Origin of the sequence: Arthrobacter sp. ISL-72, from assembly GCF_018613755.1 — a bacterium.
Lineage (GTDB): Bacteria > Actinomycetota > Actinomycetes > Actinomycetales > Micrococcaceae > Arthrobacter.
The window spans coordinates 1-16177 of the sequence record NZ_JAGGPP010000010.1; the positions used below are offsets into that span (position 1 = coordinate 1).

Annotated in this window: 16 protein-coding genes and 2 pseudogenes; 8 read left to right on the top strand and 10 right to left on the bottom strand. The window is 62.8% G+C overall.

Features of this window, described 5'->3' with window-relative positions:
* On the bottom strand, positions 1–608 hold a 608-nt coding region (locus J7I92_RS11405; RefSeq protein WP_251039823.1), incomplete at its 3' end, for a transketolase.
* Between the two features lie 196 nt (positions 609–804).
* Here J7I92_RS11405 and J7I92_RS11410 point away from each other — a divergent pair.
* A pseudogene (locus J7I92_RS11410) lies at positions 805–894 on the top strand (ribose-5-phosphate isomerase); the annotation flags it as partial.
* Between the two features lie 2 nt (positions 895–896).
* A pseudogene (locus J7I92_RS11415) lies at positions 897–1565 on the top strand (L-serine ammonia-lyase); the annotation flags it as partial.
* Positions 1566–1783: 218 nt separating this feature from the next.
* Here the strand turns inward: J7I92_RS11415 and J7I92_RS11420 are convergent.
* Complete coding sequence (locus tag J7I92_RS11420) at positions 1784–2050, bottom strand: hypothetical protein (protein ID WP_214840565.1); 267 nt, start codon at positions 2048–2050, stop codon at positions 1784–1786.
* 194 nt (positions 2051–2244) lie between these two features.
* Here J7I92_RS11420 and J7I92_RS23860 point away from each other — a divergent pair, with 194 nt between their 5' ends.
* Complete coding sequence (locus J7I92_RS23860) at positions 2245–2547, top strand: DUF5956 family protein (RefSeq protein WP_285290094.1); 303 nt, start codon at positions 2245–2247, stop codon at positions 2545–2547.
* A gap of 61 nt (positions 2548–2608) precedes the next feature.
* Here the strand turns inward: J7I92_RS23860 and J7I92_RS11425 are convergent, their stop codons facing one another.
* The gene (locus J7I92_RS11425; protein WP_214840567.1) at positions 2609–3082 is read right to left on the bottom strand and encodes an SRPBCC family protein; all 474 of its coding nucleotides are present in this window, start codon (positions 3080–3082) and stop codon (positions 2609–2611) included.
* A gap of 467 nt (positions 3083–3549) precedes the next feature.
* Positions 3550–3918: a hypothetical protein gene (locus J7I92_RS11430; RefSeq protein ID WP_214840569.1), complete on the bottom strand. Its 369-nt coding sequence runs from the start codon at positions 3916–3918 to the stop codon at positions 3550–3552.
* An 802-nt stretch (positions 3919–4720) separates the two neighbouring features.
* Between J7I92_RS11430 and J7I92_RS11435 the strand changes: the two genes are divergently transcribed.
* Positions 4721–5743, top strand: coding sequence for an alpha/beta fold hydrolase (locus J7I92_RS11435; RefSeq protein WP_214840571.1), 1023 nt, complete (start codon positions 4721–4723; stop codon positions 5741–5743).
* 74 nt (positions 5744–5817) lie between these two features.
* Here J7I92_RS11435 and J7I92_RS11440 read toward each other — a convergent pair whose 3' ends face one another.
* Entirely contained in the window at positions 5818–7269 is a 1452-nt protein-coding gene (locus tag J7I92_RS11440; RefSeq protein WP_214840573.1) for an MFS transporter, read from the bottom strand.
* Positions 7270–7366: 97 nt separating this feature from the next.
* On the opposite strand from J7I92_RS11440, the gene J7I92_RS11445 reads away from it, so the two are divergent.
* A complete protein-coding gene (locus tag J7I92_RS11445; protein WP_214840575.1) occupies positions 7367–7744 on the top strand; it encodes a MarR family winged helix-turn-helix transcriptional regulator in 378 nt (125 codons plus the stop codon).
* A gap of 1041 nt (positions 7745–8785) precedes the next feature.
* Entirely contained in the window at positions 8786–9034 is a 249-nt protein-coding gene (locus J7I92_RS11450; protein ID WP_214840577.1) for a hypothetical protein, read from the top strand.
* Between the two features lie 1459 nt (positions 9035–10493).
* Here the strand turns inward: J7I92_RS11450 and J7I92_RS11455 are convergent.
* On the bottom strand, positions 10494–11435 hold the full coding sequence (locus J7I92_RS11455; protein WP_214840579.1) for a LuxR C-terminal-related transcriptional regulator: 942 nt from the start codon (positions 11433–11435) through the stop codon (positions 10494–10496).
* 5 nt (positions 11436–11440) lie between these two features.
* Between J7I92_RS11455 and J7I92_RS11460 the strand changes: the two genes are divergently transcribed.
* Together J7I92_RS11460 and J7I92_RS11465 are read left to right on the top strand one after the other, a co-directional pair.
* A complete protein-coding gene (locus tag J7I92_RS11460; protein WP_214840580.1) occupies positions 11441–11695 on the top strand; it encodes a hypothetical protein in 255 nt (84 codons plus the stop codon).
* Positions 11692–11841: a hypothetical protein gene (locus J7I92_RS11465; RefSeq protein ID WP_214840582.1), complete on the top strand. Its 150-nt coding sequence runs from the start codon at positions 11692–11694 to the stop codon at positions 11839–11841. The genes J7I92_RS11460 and J7I92_RS11465 overlap by 4 nt, the downstream gene beginning before the upstream one ends.
* Before the next feature lie 247 nt (positions 11842–12088).
* On the opposite strand, the gene J7I92_RS11470 is transcribed toward J7I92_RS11465, so the two are convergent.
* The 4 genes from J7I92_RS11470 to catA form a co-directional block, all read right to left on the bottom strand.
* Positions 12089–13285 carry a benzoate/H(+) symporter BenE family transporter gene (locus J7I92_RS11470; RefSeq protein WP_251039824.1) on the bottom strand — a complete coding sequence of 399 codons (1197 nt, stop codon included), beginning with the start codon at positions 13283–13285 and terminating at the stop codon, positions 12089–12091.
* A 157-nt stretch (positions 13286–13442) separates the two neighbouring features.
* A complete protein-coding gene (locus tag J7I92_RS11475; protein WP_214840586.1) occupies positions 13443–13721 on the bottom strand; it encodes a muconolactone Delta-isomerase family protein in 279 nt (92 codons plus the stop codon).
* A 22-nt stretch (positions 13722–13743) separates the two neighbouring features.
* Positions 13744–14844, bottom strand: a complete 1101-nt coding sequence (locus J7I92_RS11480; RefSeq protein WP_214840588.1) for an enolase C-terminal domain-like protein — start codon at positions 14842–14844, stop codon at positions 13744–13746.
* Positions 14845–14978: 134 nt separating this feature from the next.
* Positions 14979–15863: a catechol 1,2-dioxygenase gene (catA, locus tag J7I92_RS11485; RefSeq protein WP_214840590.1), complete on the bottom strand. Its 885-nt coding sequence runs from the start codon at positions 15861–15863 to the stop codon at positions 14979–14981.
* Positions 15864–16177: the final 314 nt, after the last annotated feature.

Below are 16177 nucleotides of genomic sequence, written 5' to 3' on the forward strand. Positions count from 1 at the left end.
AGGCGGTTGCGGTCAACGACGACGGTCAGGTTGTCCAGCTTCTGGTGGGATGCCGACATCAGTGCTTCCCAGTTGCTGCCCTCCTGCATTTCACCGTCGCCTGTGACAACGAAGACCCGCGAACCGCTCTTCAACAGTTTCGCGCCGATTGCGGTACCGACCGCAACCGGGAGACCGTGACCCAGCGGTCCGGTGTTGGTTTCGACCCCGGGAACTTTCACTCTGTTCGGGTGCCCATTCAGTGCGGACAGGGGCGCCATGAACGTGTCCAGTTCAGAGACGGGGAAGAAGCCGCTGTGGGCCAGAGTCGAGTAGAGGGCACCCGCGCAGTGGCCCTTGCTGAGGATGAAGTGATCCCGGTCTTCCTTGCGGGGATCCTCCGGATCGACATTCATCACCGCGTCAAAGAGCACCGTCAGGATGTCGGTGACGGAGAAGTCCCCGCCAATGTGGCCCTGGCCGGCATCCGAAATCATTTTCAGGATGGAGCGGCGCGTAGCCTGGGCGCGCTCGTGCAGCTTTGCGGCGCGGGTGGCGGGATCACCGTCCAGAACTTCCTGGCGGAGGGATCGCCAGGCTGCGGCCTGGGAAGCGTCTGCAGTTAACATTATTCATATCCATTCAGTAGTGACTGTATGTGCAACCATGTTACCCATGCCACATTTCAGCTGTCAATGCACTTGGGTGCCGGAGTCTCCGCCGGCATTCGTCGGCCGGGAGAGCGGTGGCACCTCAAAGCCCGCTCATAGTGAAGGAAAAGGGAGAGCCATCGTGACTGAATTACCTGTCATTCCGCGGGTTCACATGGCAACTGACCACGCCGGCATGGAGCTAAGCGCCCATCTGGTCGGCCACCTGATGGCCAAGGGATACGGAATGGTGGACCACGGACCCGCGGTTTTATGACGCGCCATCGTGCGCCGCGACTCTTGGCGGACCTGCAGGCGAAAGACGACACCAGCGATCCATTGCGCGCGGTGGGTGGACTGGGTGAACTTGTTTGCGTTGGCGGTGAACGAAGAAAACGCGAGCGGCGGGCGGGTGGTACGGCACCGACAAACGGCGCGGCAGGCATCATTCCCGCGGTCCTGCACTACTTCATGATGTTCACACCCGGAGCCACCAAGGAATCCGTGATCAGGTCCCTCCTCACGGCGGCGGCCATCGGCGTCCTGTACAAGGAGAACGCCTCCACCTCGGGCGCCGAGGTCGGCTGCCAGGGTGAGGTTGGGCCAGCCTGCTCCATGGCCGCCGGCGCCCTGTGCGAAATCCTCGGCGGAACCCCGCAGCAGGTGGAGAAAGCCGCGGAAATCGGCATCGAACACAATCTCGGCCTGACCTGCGACCCCGTTGGAGGCTTGGTGCAGATCCCCTGTATCGAACGTAACGCCATGGCCAGCAAGAAAGCAATCAAAGCGGCCCGGATCAGCCTGCGCGGGGACGGAAGCCACCACGTCTCGCTCGACTCGGCGATCAAGACCATGCGCGAGACCGGGGCAGACATGAAGAGCAAATACGAGGAGACCTCGCGCGGCCGCCTCGCGGTCAACGTGATCGAATGCTGAACCGGTTCAGGGCCACGTTACCGCTGGCCCCGGCCGCTCTGAACGTGGTGCGAAGGCCGGCGAGGCCGGCCATGTACTGCCGCACTCGGCCTATTTCGGGAATACAGCAGCCAGCCTGGTATTGGAGACCGTCATGAGGGGAGACTATAAGGGCGACGACGCTGCCGATGAGCATTGCCGAATCTGAGGAGAATGGCGTGAACCGGCGCGCAGGCTCCCTAACGCGGAATCCTCCGAGCCCTGTGGGGCGCGGTCACGATGGTCCGCTTGTCGCCCTTGCGGGACAGGGTGATCCGGCCCAGCTCGTCCAGAGTGAAGATCTCGGGGCCGGCGATGTTGCGAATGCCATTGAGTGGGGCGCCCGCGGCGACCTCCGCCACTGCATTGGCCACGTCCTTGGAGGCGATCGGCTGGATCGGTGCGGCGGGCAACCGCACAGTGTCGCCGTCGGCGGTCCAGGACAGGACGGCGTCCATGAACTCCATGAACTGTGTAGCCCGGACGATCGAGAGGATGACAAAGTGGCCGATACCGCCCTTCCGGGCAGCGGGTAGAAGGTTGTCCGTGGAGGTCTGGAAGAAGGTTCGGGACGCGTCGTCGAAGTCGGGGATTCGTCAGGTCGTCGACGATGTCGACTCCCGCCACCGCCTCGTCCAGTCCGGGGCCGCTGATGACATTGATGCCGGGCGGACTGCGAGTGAGGTACCGCCTGGTGCCCGGCGCTTCACACCTATGTGGTCACTCCTTACCGGATGGCAGCGAACACCGTGAGCAGTCGATGCTCACGTACGCCGAGCTGGAGTCAATTGACGACGACATCGATGCCTACCTGGTCGATGCCGGACGTCCGTCCAGGCCACGCGGCTATCTGCCAACTCTTCATCCATCAGCGGTTGCTCCACCATCCAAACCCGTCTCAGTCAAGAGTCCGGCCAGCCATCGGGCGGTGGCGAGTGTACGAGTCAGTACAGCAAAGCCCTGACGCCCGACGAACCCGACCCTGTCCTCGGAGCATTTCTCCTCAGATGATCCGACAGAGGCTGCTAGATCTGCATGGTCGGTCCGCTATCCTCGACTTCCCCGCGCCAGGCGCCGGTTTCGGTGCCGCGCGATTCGATGAAGTCCTTGAATTTACGCATGTCGGCCTTGACCTGCATTTCGTCGATCTTCAGGACCGCACCTGCTTTCTCGGTGAAGGTTTCCGGCGCCCATTCGAAATGGACCTTGACTTGGGTGTGATTGGCATCCAGCGGCGTGAACCTGATGATGCCGGCGTGGGACTTGCCGTCCGTGCTGCGCCAAGCGATCCGGTCGTCAGGCTCTTGGTCAACAATTTCCGTGTCGAATTCCCGCTGCACACCACCTATCTTTGTAATCCAGTGGTTAGTGGTGTCGGTCAGCTGGGTTACGGATTCTACGCCGGACATGAACTGCGGAAAGGATTCGAACTGAGTCCACTGGTTATAGGCCGTACGGACCGGAACTGCGACGTCAACGGTTTCTTCAATCTTTTCCATCTTCTTCCTCCTGTCAATGAGGGACGGCCCGTGAAAACGGGCCGGTAGCGGGCGCCTTTCTGCTGGAACTGGCAACCCCCACTCCTGAAAGGTAAATCCGCTGGCTACCTGTGTCCATACCTTCCAGGTCCATGAACAGCCCGCGAAAAATGACCGAGTAAGACTGGAACCGTGGTGGGCGTGGCCGCTGGCTGAATTCGTGTCGACCAAGCTCGCCGGCTCCGCTAATCAGGACTGGGGCCGGCTTACGGTTGAAGTCAAACTGGACAACCAAGGACGAATCCTGGTTGAAATCGCTGTAGCGGACCCACGTCGGCCGCAACCGCAGATACATCAAATTTGGCCGCCCGCTCCGCTCGCGCCCACCTGGAAACCTGAGGAAGTAGGGCTCCAGATCATGGCCGGCCGGCTCGTCTGCAATCCCTCATATCGCACAGTGCGTTCGTCGCCCGTCGCCAGGCCCCCGATCACCAGCGCACGCCGGGCCTCGCCCGAAGGTTCCACACCCAGCGGCAGCACGTCAGCGAGTCGAATGCACGACCTCGAACTGAGCGGTCACTGCGATCCCCACTACTCAACTCGGCCCCTTCGACGCGCCTTTCGGTGGGACCTTCACGTTTGCCGACCCCGATGGACGCTGGCTGCCCGCCGGGGACGCCCAGGAAATCCACGATGCCCTTGTAGTTGAAGGCACGCCGATCAAGATCGCCGGCCTCGACGCCGACGTCGAAGGCACCGTCTGCACGTTCGAGCGTGAGCAGGGTGCCCTCGACGCCCTCGACAGCGGGCAGACGGACAAGGGCTACTTCGTCCGCTGAGCGGCCCGAAGGGTTCAACGACCGGAACGCGGATGGCCCTACGTTGCGCCCGGGCTGCAAGTTGGAAAGAGGGCCGCGGCGGCAAAAAGGGTGTGCACAATGTGCACACCCTGGGCTCAGGACTCGTTCGTACCGCCGCCGGACTGGGCCGGTTTGGGGATTTTCTGGAGTTCCCAGTGTTTTGCAGGGGCTGGAGTCCGGTTCGAGTCCCACCTCGGGCACGTGTTTTCCTTGGTCAGAGGCTTGTGGCAATTGTTCATATGCGGGCCCCCTCGGGGGCTTTATTTCTTTTGGCAGTTACGTTCCCTGCCACCTCCATTCTGAGTGTGGCGGCCGGGTTAGGGACTGGCTGCTCTTCATGGTTTCCGCTGGCCTCCATGACATAAAGTTTGTGGATTTGGAGCGTGATGTCCAGTGGTTCCGGGTATGCGGCTGGTTCTGGATATCTGTTCATTGAGTGTGTGTTGGTTGACTACATGTCGGAATGGTGAGACGCCGAAGTGGTGTCTGTGGGCCGCCCTCGGGTCCGCATGCTGGCGCGAGCACGACCGCGCGACGCGAGGCTCCTCCGCAAGCCGATATCCGTTCTTTCATCCCTCTGGAGTAGGGGAGTGGTGGCTACCCGAGTTGGAAGTAGCTTCCCATCTAAGCGCGTTATCTCCTCCCTTTGCGGGGACAGTTCGGTTGAACCCGTATCTTGTCAGGGGCACCAGGTTGCCCGGAAGCCGGCGCTCGAGCAGTTCCAATTTTCGGAGCCGCCGTGCGGATGAAGGGACTAAAATCTGAAGCGCATATTGCTTCCTGGATTGGAAGGTTCACCATGCGCCAGTCTTCCCGTAGAAGCTCTCCGGCGGTTGGAGCCGCGGTTTCCGGGCCGCGGAAGAAGCCCGGGCGCTGGCTGCGCCGCCTGCGCATCGCGGCGCTCGTTGTCCTGGGGCTGATCCTGGTGTCCACGGTGGTCAACCTGGTCCTGGAGTGCAGGGAGAAGGCGACGATCCCTGCCTATGGTGAGCGGGTTGAGGTGGCCGGCGGCGCCTTGAACGTGGTCCGGAGCGGGAACGGCGGGGCGAACGGGGGGCCGCCGATCGTCCTGCTCAGTGGCCTTGGAACTGCCGCCCCTGGTTTGGACTTCGCTCCTTTGATCCGCGAACTCAACGGCTTCGAGGTGATCGTGGTGGAAGGGTTCGGGTACGGCTACAGCGATGTGGAAGCCAGTGCACGGATCAACGAGCACATCAGCAAGGAGCTCCACGAGGTGCTGGCCAAACTCCAGGTCCGGCAGCCCTATGTTTTGGGAGGCCACTCGATCGCCGGGTTTTACATGCTGGACTACGCCAACCGGTACCGCTCGGAGGTCTCTGCGGTGGTAGGCATCGACGCGACGATACCGAAGCCCGGGGACCATCCGGTGGAGGAGCCGCAGCCGGGCATTAACTGGGGCAAGGTCCTGGCCGCCAGCGGGTTGGTCCGTGCGGTGGTCACGGTGGCGCCTGGCGTCGTCGAACCGGACGGCAACGCTTATTCGGAGGAGGAGCTGAAGCGCATGCGCACCATGATGATGTGGAACTTCGGCAATTCCGCCGTAGCGGATGAAACTGCCCGCATCGGGAACAACGCAGCCGCGCTCCGGGGAGTCACCTATCAGGACGACTTGCCCGTCCTGGCCTTCGTTGCCGATGAAAAGAATGACAGAACAGCCACCAAGACAGCCGCGGTGCAGAAGCTCCTGGAGAACGTCAAACGGAACCGGGTTCTCACCCTTGAGGGCGGGCATTACCTGCACTGGACGCAGTCCAAGCGGATGGCAGAGGAAATCCGGTCATTCCTGACCCCCGCAGGGTAAGCCGCCTAACTGACCCCAGACATCAAGCGGGCGCCCCGACCATCTAAATCGAGGCGCCCGCTTCATGTGTGCCGCTAGGCGGGCGTCGCTACTGTCCGCCGTCGGGCTGGTGAGGCTGCAACCAGCAGGGCAGCGATGGCGACGGCGGCGCTCAGCACCAGGCCGGGCCTGTACTGCTCGAGCATGGCTGCGGCACTTGGGATCGTGCCGCTGTCCGAGTGGCCTCCACTGACCATGGCTGTGGTGACTGCCAGGACCAGGGCAGCCCCGACCTGGGTGCTGGTCTGGATGAGCCCGGCTGCCAGGCCCTGCTCGGAGTCCTTGATGCCCGCGGTCGCCTGGACGTTGATGGACGGGAAGGCCAGGGCAAAGCCGATGCCCAGCAGGACGATCGAGGGCAGGATGTCCAGGGCGTAGTTGGGTGTGGTGCCCACTCGCAGGAACAATACGTATCCGAGGCCCATGGAGGCCAGTCCGGTCAGGATCAACCGTGTGGCACCGAACACGTTGATCAGGCGGTCGGCGAACGGCGCGCTGGTGGCGACGATCAATCCGGCCGGCAGCAGGGCCATGGCCATCCCCAGCGGGCTCCACCCCAGGACGGATTGCAGGAAGAGCGTGACGATGAACTGGAAGCTGAGGTAGGAGCCAAAAAGTCCAACCGCGCTGAGGTTGGCTCGTGCCACCCAGCCCTCGCGCAGGATGCCAAAGCGGATGAGCGGGTGCCTGACTTTGTTCTCGATGACGGCGAAGGCTGCCAGCACTACGGCAGAGATGATGAATCCGGCGATTGTTGCCACAGACCCCCAACCCTGTTCCGGTGCGGACACCAGCGTGTAAACGAGTCCTAGCATGCCCAGCGCCAAGGTGACGGCGCCCCAGATGTCGTGACCGCTGTCCGTGGCATCGGGCGTGTCCCGCGGGATGAAGCGGTGGCCCAGGATGACCACCAGCACGGCGATGGGAACGGAGACCAGGAACGTCCACCGCCAGCTCAAGCTGGTCATGAGACCGCCGACGACGAGCCCCAGGGAGAAGCCGCTGGCACCGAACGTCGTAAAGATGGAGAGTGCCTTGTTGCGTTCACGGCCCTCGGCGAAGTTTGTGGTGATGATGGAGAAGCCCGTGGGAGCGGTGAAGGCGGCCGCGAGTCCCTTCACGAACCGTGTGGCGATGAGGATTGCAGGGTCATTCACGAGGCCGCCCAGCAGGGAAGCGGCCGCGAAGACCGAGAGGGCAATGAGGAAGATCCGGCGGCGGCCCAGGAGATCCGCGAGCCGGCCGCCCAGCAGCAGCAGGCTGCCGTAGCCAAGGACGTACGCGGAGACAATCCACTGCAGGGAATCCGTGCCGAGGTTCAGTTCGTGGCCGATGGACGGCAGGGCCACGCCCACCATGGACACATCCAGCCCGTCAAGGGCCAGGACGGTGCAGACAACCATCAGCAGGAGCCACTGGGCCCGGGTCCAGCGGACGGCCGTGGCGAGTGATCCGGCAGTTCGTTCGAGGGCGGTAGGTGATGTCATGTCCGCTAATCTATATGACGCGTCATTCAATGACAAGGAATATGACGCGGAATATTATGACGTGGACTTGAGTTCGCTGTTCGGCTAAAATCGGTGCATGGCATCGACGACGGACCGCACGCTGGTTGAGCAATGGCGCAGCATCCAGGACGTGTACTTCCGCACCTCCTGTGCCCTTGACCGGACACTGGAAGCCAAATTCAGCATCGGCCTGAACGAGTTCGAAATCCTGGACCTGGTGGCGGAGAACAGCAAAGCATCCTGCCGGATGAAGGAACTCAGCGAACGGACTCCCATGAGCCAGAGCGCCGTCTCCAAGGTGGTGGACAGGCTGGAGAAGGCCGGGCTGCTGACCCGGCAATCCTGTGCTGAGGACCGCCGTTCGCTGTACCTGGAACTCACTGAGGCGGGCCGAAAGCTCCACCAGGCGGCCGCCGTCGAACATCGCGCGCTCCTCAAGGAAAACCTGGCCTGAGGCTTCCGCGACCCGGCCAGGCCCGGCGCGGCGACGGACTGCTATGCACTTTCCCAGGCAATAGTCAGCTTTGCGGCGGGTGCCGGATTCGCTTTGCCTGTGAGGGTTCACGACGAGTTCGGCACTGGGACAACGCCAGGACATGGCCTTTTGACCGCATGACACGGACTGGTTGGCTGGTCCGGGCAACGATGGCGGCACTGATCCCTGGGGCCTCCATTTGCCCGTGCTGAGGCAATTGGGTCGATCGGTTGACTCGACAGCGAATGCAGCCCATCAGCTCGGCACGTCCCTTTGCCGGGGTCTTGACTGTCAGATTTGCCTGGTGTCCTGACAGCGGAGTCACTGCGGGGTTTGAGGGTCGGAAGTGCAGCCTGGGGAACCGGGCACGGCTCAGAATTTCGTGAGGAAGTAAGCGACAAAGGAGCGCCAAACGAAATCTGGATCGTGAGCGGCGCATAGCGCCCTGGTTGCGCGGAGGATCCGCCCAGTGATGATGGGGATCAGAATGACAAACAGCGAAGTTGCTTCTGGTTGTTCATGGAGGTGGGGGAGTAGGCGGCATGACGAGGAGAGGCCGGTGGGAATGCGCTGGTGCGTGCTTGAGCGCGCTGCGGATTTTGACCTCGTCGATGGGGCGCCATGATCAGTTGGGTGACAAGGTTCTTTCGCAGTGGCAACCCGCTCCTCGAGCGACGGCGAGGTGTTCTGACTCTATGGACACCTTCTCGAGAATTTTCCGACGAACATGCTTTTGCTCGTGTCCTCAAGCGAGAGTATTATGTCGATTCTTCCCAACTCACCCGCCGGTCGCACTTTCTTGGCGTTGTCGATGAAGTCTCCGATCACCGCACCCAACGGAGAGAAAACAAAGCCGAACGTCAGGGACGCAGGCCAATCGTCGGGGTCATCGCCGGAGGCAAGCGTTGCGCCCTAAGTCCGACCGACATCAGCACCACGAAGCTCTTGTGGCACTAACCTCGGGTGCTCTAGCCTATGGACTCAGGCCAAAACGAGCCTGCACAACTGGGGAGGTGTGTCATGGCTGAAATCAGCGCTTTACTGGCAGGGCTGACGGCCGAAGAACTTGAAGAAATCAGGGCGCTGGGCCCAAAGGGGCATCTGGGACGGCATCTCATCGAAGCCCTGGATCGGGCGGCAGGTGGGCCAGATGCGGGGAGGGGCTTCTACGTGCTCGACGGGTCGGTCAACGGAAACGGGGGACAGTTCCACATTCTCCGCAATGACGTTAGCGATCGGATCTTCCAACCCCAGACCGCCCAGGGCTAGGCCTGCAGAGGGTAGCCGGCTCTAACTTGCTGTGGATCAACAGCGACGCCTTGTGCGCCGGGTCGGAAGACCCGCGGTTCAGGCATCGGACGACCGGCGGGCGTGAAGGCGGCTAGTCCGCAGCCAAGTACTGCCGCACTTTGGACTCAGGGACGCGCCCGCGGAGGTTGACTCACTGGTTCACAGCTGAAAGATCCGGGCGAAGGCCCACAGGAGACGCGCGCGACAAGGGGTCCTCCTCGGGCCATGCCTGGTGGCCCGAAGGATCGGACGGATTCTCGCCTCAGCCAAGGCACTAATCCTTGATTTCGCTTCTGAGTACTTGGAACTCTTCCACTTCAAGGATCTTCATATGCTGCTCCGCGCTTGTCTCGGAGCGGATCCGGTCTGCGGCCTCACTGCTGGCCGAGAGGGCCCTCTCATCTTCCCAGAGCGATATCCGTTGAGGGGCCACGGAGGCTGCTTGCTACCAGGCTCGAGCCGTCACGTGCTCCCAAGTGGCTTGGCCTCCTCAAACAAGTAAGGATCCAATCACGTCGCTACACAAGAGCGAAGGGGGACTGGGGGTCAGGTCTTTCCCGGGGGCACTGACGTCCTCCTATTTCACGCCCGCTCGGGTTCGGCCTGCACGCCCAACAAATTTCGTTCGCCGCAGCTTGGGGCACTTCCGGGGCGGTACTGTTGGCCGCCGCGGGTTTCCTCGCCCTCCGAGTCCGCAGTCTTAGGCTGGCACACGGGCGGCTTCCCCGAGCGTGCGGTAGGGAAGCCCGTGCCTCGGATTCGTGCGGGTAGAAGCGCCCCGCCGGACCGACTTCCACGATTCACTGACCTGGGTGTAGCGTCACTTTCTCAGAGAGAGCGACATCACTTTGGCGCGCTCTCGAGAAGGTTGAGAAAGGCCGACTGCAGGACGTCGGCTTCCAGCGGTGGTTCCGACCCGGTCTTGTCAGGTCCCTGTTCACCATTGTCAGCGGGGCGGCCGTAACCGGGCCGCCGGCAATGCCACCTATTGTCACGGACCACTTCGAACACCCGGAACAGCTTTCTTACTGCGGTTAGGCCACCGCTTGCTTTCGGGTCGGGCTGCACCCGGGTAGGCGCCTGTCGATGCAAGCGACCGCCCGCGGTCATGGAGCCGACCGACGCGCTGGGCGGCGATGGCCCATGCCAGGCCTGCAAGCCCGAACAGGCCGATCACCGACGGGGGGGTAGTCGAAAGGCGGACTGCTGAGCAGGAAGGTGAGCCCTGTCCAGAAGAGGGTGAAACTCGCGAAACAGGTCACTCCCAAGGCCAAAGTCCATCGCACCGTTGTCTGCCGCCCAACCACCTGGACCACCGAAGCGATAAGCGCCGGATAGCGCAGCGGATTCCGGGCAGGCAACGCAGGGATTCCCCGGCAAAGCAACCCGGCGACGACGAGAGCCGGGACAGCCGCAAGCCGGCTGAACAGCCCTACGACTACACGGGATGGGCCTGCTGGGCCGCCCACGCGGCGACCTGGGTTCGGGAACTGAACCCGAGTTTGCCCAGGATGTTTTCCACGTGGCCGTCCACCGTCCGGGGGGACAGCACAAGGGTCTGGGCGATTGCCCGGTTGCTCAGCCCTTCTGCCACCAGCCGGGCTACTTCATTTTCCCGGGGCGTAAGCGGTGACCTTGGAGCTACCGGGCTGCCCGCCGCTGCTGTGCCGCCCAGTGTCCGTGCGATGGCCTCTTCCTTGGTGAACCTGGGCTGCTGGGCTTTCAGCTCAGCCAGGCGCCGCGGGCTCAGGTGGTTCCTGATGGCTTCCGCGGCACGGACGGAATCGGCCTTAAGGTGCGGTCCGAACGCGTCAATGCTGGTACCCAGGCCTTTCCAGGCACCGGCGGCCGCATTGCCCAGTTCCGCGGCTGCCTCAAAGTGCGATTCGGAGACCGCCGTCCATGACAGCAGCTCGATGGTCAGGGCCGTGCAGATGGCGTCCTTGAATTCCTGCTGGATTTTCAGGGCCTCCATCGCGGCCTGCCGGGCATTGGCAAGCTCCCCGAGGCGCCAGTGGCACAAGCCGGAAACCCACAGCGAATAGGCGTGTGTCCAGCGTTCTCCGTGGCGGCTGCTGAGTTCCAGGAACTCGTGGCAGGTGCTGAGCGCGCTGTTGACGTCACTGCCGTATGCCTGCGCCAAAGCCAGCTGAAAGAGGGCCGTGAGGACGGACGCTGTATCGCCGGCCTGCCGGTGGGCGGCGATGGCGGACCCGTACAGGTCCATAGCCTCACCGAGGTTGCCGCTGAAGTAGTGGTGCAGGGCCCGCCAATGCGAGGCATGAGCTGCGAGGACGGCATCGTCAAGGACGGCCGCCGTCTCGTGGCAGGCATCGAGGTAGCTCGCCGCGGCATCCCTGTCGCCCTGGATCAGCGCCACCCAACGTGGCCGCAGCTCCGAAAGCGGAAGCCCGCATCGCCGCCGCGCTGGACAGTGCGGGCGCTGTCACCGGGCTGCAACGCCTTTACAAATCGCTCGACGCCCCGCGCACCCTGCGGGCACTCGGATTTCACGAAGACCACATCACCGAAGCTGTGGACCTCATACTGCCCCAAGTGCCGCCGTCAAATCCCCGCAGCATCGACGCTGCGGATCTGCAACGGCTGCTGCACTCCGCTTGGAAGGAAAACACCCCATGATTTCACTGGTACACCACCTCGCACTGCTGTTCCATCTCAACCGCAAGCAGGACCTGATCCTCTGGGAGGAGGACCTGGCGAAGCCTGCTTTCAAGCTGACGTCATCGGCCTGGGTGGGCTGGCACGAAGAGGACCCAGTGGCCTGAGCAATGGCCGATCAAACGCAACCCTTCTGCGGGGGAGAATCAGGGTGTGCACAATGTGCACACCCTGACAGAAAACTGTGAAGCAAGTCACGGCCACCCGGCGGTGCCTGCGGTGGTTACGCCAGCCCTGGGCTCTCGGCAGCTTCAAGCGGGCCGTCTGGCTGGCGCACAGGAGCGATCACCGGTGTGTTTCCGCTGATGGACCGAGGGCACAAAACCGAGGGGTGCTGCGCGTGGCGCGGCGGAGTCAGGTCGTAGCGTGGTCCTGGCGTTCGAGCAGGCGGGATATGCCGTAGCCGATGATCACGCCCCAGAACGCGGCATGGATATTGAAGAGGTCCAGGCCGGAGATCGTGACGACGAAAGTCACCAAGGCTCCCAGGGTGAAGTTCGTGGCGAAAGCGGTAACGAAGGCCTGTTGGAGGGCCCGCAGCATCGCGAGGCCCCCCAGGGCAAGAATGAAGGCTTCGGGAGTGGCAAGCATGAACCGGGTGAGCGTGGGGGCCAGCAGGGCGCAGACCAGAGACAGCACGCCGTAGACCACAGCGGCGGTGTACTGGCGCTGTTTCTGCCCCGAGGAGGCAAGCAATGCGTTGGTGGGGCCGGTGACACAGGCCGAGACGGCGCCGAATGCGGCATTGAGCAGGGAGAACATCCCGGAGCCCATCGCGAAGACGTTGATCGGAGGGTGATGGCCTGCGGTCCGGAGCACAGCCGCGCCCTGTCCGTTCTGCACCACCAGGACCGTGAGTGCCAGGGGGATCACCAGTTCCAGTTGGGCGGCCCAAGTGAACTCGGGGGCAGTGAACGCGGGGGCGGCGAGGATCGGTCCGCCCTCCTCAACCGTGAACCGGCCGCTGAGTGCGACGGCGACGACGCCCACCGCAAGCGTGCCGAGCACCGGAGGGAGATACCTGCCCAGGGCGGGAACGGCGGCGAGCACGAGGAACGCGACCACCATCGGTGCCGCCACCGCGGGGTCGGTCCGGGTGGAGGAGACGATGTCCGTCCCAAACCGGAGGAACACGGCGGCAACCATTGCCATGACAATCGGCACGGGAATCGCGGCCATGATTGGGCGCACTACTCCGGTGGCACCAAGGGCGAGAATCAGCACCCCGGCAGAGAAAAACGCGCCGACCACCTCCGGGAAGGACAGGTGCTGCAGTGATGGCCCCAGCAGTACGGTCCCCGGGATGGACCAGGCGAAGCCCAGCGGCTGGCGATAGATCAGTGACATGACCAGTGTCGCCGCGCCGGCCGAGAGGAAAATGGCGAAGACCCAAGAAGCTAGCTGGGCCTGCGTCAGTCCGCCGAGCGATCCGACGGCAAGGGTGACTGCGATCGGTCCCGAGGCGGAGAAGGCCAAGCCGACGACCCCGTTCGAAGCGTAGTGCGGGCCGATGTCCCGCAGGACATCAAGCACTCCAGCCGGGCGGACCATGGGCCGCTCAAAGAGCGGTTGCCCTCCCGGGTCCGGGATTGGTCCTGAGTCGGTGGTAGCAGACGAGGGCCTGGAGAAGCGGGGCATGGTGGCTCCTGAGCGATGAAGGGGTGGGGACTATGTGGCCAAGGGTGGCCGTAGTGCCTGCACGGATTCCTCAGCGGATGGAGTTGGGATGCTTGGCTAGCGGTGTGACCCTTATCTTCATGTGGGGGTACATCGGGAAGCCGCTCAGGATCTGGTGCAGCTCGTCGTTGGATCCGACGTCGAACACCGAATAGTTTGCGTACTCGCCGGCCACTCGCCAGATGGAGACGAGGCGGCCTCCCTCTTGCAGGGCCTGGGAATACTCCTTCTCCAGCCCCTGCAAGCGGGTGATGTCCTCCGTGGAGAGGTGCGCTGGAAATTGCACGTCCATGCGGGCCAAAAACAACATTTTCTTCTCCTTGGTTGTCGGGCTAGGACAGGCGGTAGGCCGCGAGTTTGTCCTCGTCGATCTCTGCTCCGACCCCCGGCAGATCGCGCACGGCGATCGTGCCGTCGATTATCCGGAGCGGATCAGCCAGCAGATCGTCAGCCATGTCGAGGTAGTTTGACAGTTCCCCTGCCCGGCGGCTGGTGGCCTCGTGTGCGGCGCCAAAGGTGACGGTCGCCAGCGAGCCGACCTGGGTATCGATCTGGTTGCCCATGGTCACATCCACGCCGAGCCCGGTGCACAGCCCCAATATCTCGGTGGCTTCGGTGAAGCCCGAACGGGCGGTCTTGATACAGATGGCATTGCAGCCCCCGGAAAGCAGTTCACGGGACACGTCCCCGGCCGTGGGGACGGATTCATCGCCCACCACCGGGATTGGCGATTTGTCGACCAGACGGCGGCGGCTCATTACTTCCTTGGCGTCGCACGGCTCCTCGAGCAGGGTCAGTCCCAAGCCCTCGGTGCGCCGAAGTACGTCAAGGGCCTCATTCGCGGTCCAGCCCCGGTTCGCGTCAAGGTATAGCTCCACGTCCTCGCCCAGTCCCTCGCGCAGCACGTGGCAGGCCTCCACATCCAAGGACAGGGGCCGACGGCCCACCTTCAGCTTGAATGTGGTGATGCCGTATTCCTCGCCGAACCGCAAGGCCTCGTCGAGGAGTTCCTGCGCGGGCCGGAAGCCGAGCATATGGCTGACCCGCATCCGGTCCGTATACCCTCCCAATAGCTTGTGGACAGGAGTGCCGAGGGTCTTGCCGATTGCGTCCCACACAGCAATGTCGACGGCGCCCTTCGCTACCTGGTTGTGAATGGTCCGGCGGAGCACGGTATGGATCTGCTCCCGGTCTAAAATCTCAAGGCCGATCAGCTGCGGGGCAAAGGTTTTCTCGATGATCGTTCCGATGGACTCCTGTGTTTCGCCGTAGGTGTAAGGACGGGGAGGGGCGTCTGCCACTCCCACTACGCCGTCGTCGGTGTAAAGGCGCACTAGAACGTGGTCAGCATTTGCGACCTCGCCGCTCGCGAATTTGAGCGGATGCGTGTACGGGATGGAGTAGGGAATCACTTCAATCCGTTCGATTTTCAACGGTGCGGTTCCTTTCGGTTCGGTCGGGAGGCCCAGTGATTGGGAAGAACTGGTGCCCCAGAGCTCCAGCCCTGGGGCACCTTCAATTTGCCGATATTAGAGAACTCGACCAAGGCAAGAGCGGGAAAGGCCTCTTACTTGGACTGGCCTACCTTGGCGAGAACGTAGTCATAAGAGGCTTCCTCGCCGGCAGCGCCGTCCGTGCGCGGTTTGGTGTTGAGCATCAGTTCCGGTTTGACAGCCGAAGCAATATCGTCGGCATTGTGCGGGTCGCCGGGGAAGTAGAGCTGCTGGGTCACGGGCTGGTATCCAGGCGCTGAGACTTTGATGTGAATATGGGCGGGGCGCCAAGCATGCCACCCCGCAGCACTGATCAGCTGGCCGCAGGCTCCATCGGTGGGAATCTGGTAGGGAGCGGGGCGCATGGTGTGGACGACGAATTCTCCATCGCTGTCGGCCTGCACGTTTGCGCGGAACAGCCAGTCCGGGAGACCCGGTGCGTATTGAGAGTAGAAGCCTGCAGCGTCCGCATGCCAAATCTCCAGCTGTGCATCCGGGATGGGATTGCCGTCCGTGTCGGTGAATCGGCCGCTGAACCGCAACGGAGTTCCCTCCTCATCTTCACGCATCTCCACGGTGGCAGGTGACTCGAGCACCGGCGAGTTCGGGACATAGTATGGGCCCTCGATGGTGCCCTTGGTGCCGGGCCGGTCCTGGGAGTTGACATCTTCCACGGTGTGCTCGAGCCACACGTCAAGGAACAGAGGCCATTCTCCGTCGTTGCCCACCTTGATCAGCCAGGCTTTCAGGGCGTTGTATTCCTCGTAGGTGACTTCGTGCTCGACGACGATGTCGTTTGCAGCCTTGATGAGGGCTCCGGCGAGCAAACTCACGCGCTCCTTGGGAACCCCGGTTCCCGCGATTTTGCCCGAGGCGGCGAAACGCTCGGTCGCCTTTGAACCGGCCTCTACAGCAGTACCCTCATTTTCCTGGCGGGTGTCCAACTGATTCTCAGTCATGGTGATCTCCACACTCCTCGTTGCATCGGGAACGGGAAATGCGCCCGTTCCCCCAAACGCCGGCCGCGGGCTGTGCACCCGCAGGCTCACCGGCTTCACGTGACGTCCCTCTCATGCTAGCGAGCAGATAAGGACGAAACAAGGACTAATTTGGCCTGAATTATGTCGATTAGGAGACATAAAATCACCCTTGGTTCAGACTAGGGTTTTGCCTGATGTGAGAGCCATCACCTTGCCCCAGACTTGGTGGAACACATTCATTCCGCCCGAGGGGTTGAAACGTGGCCGCACAGTCGGTGCCCGCCCACCGTCAC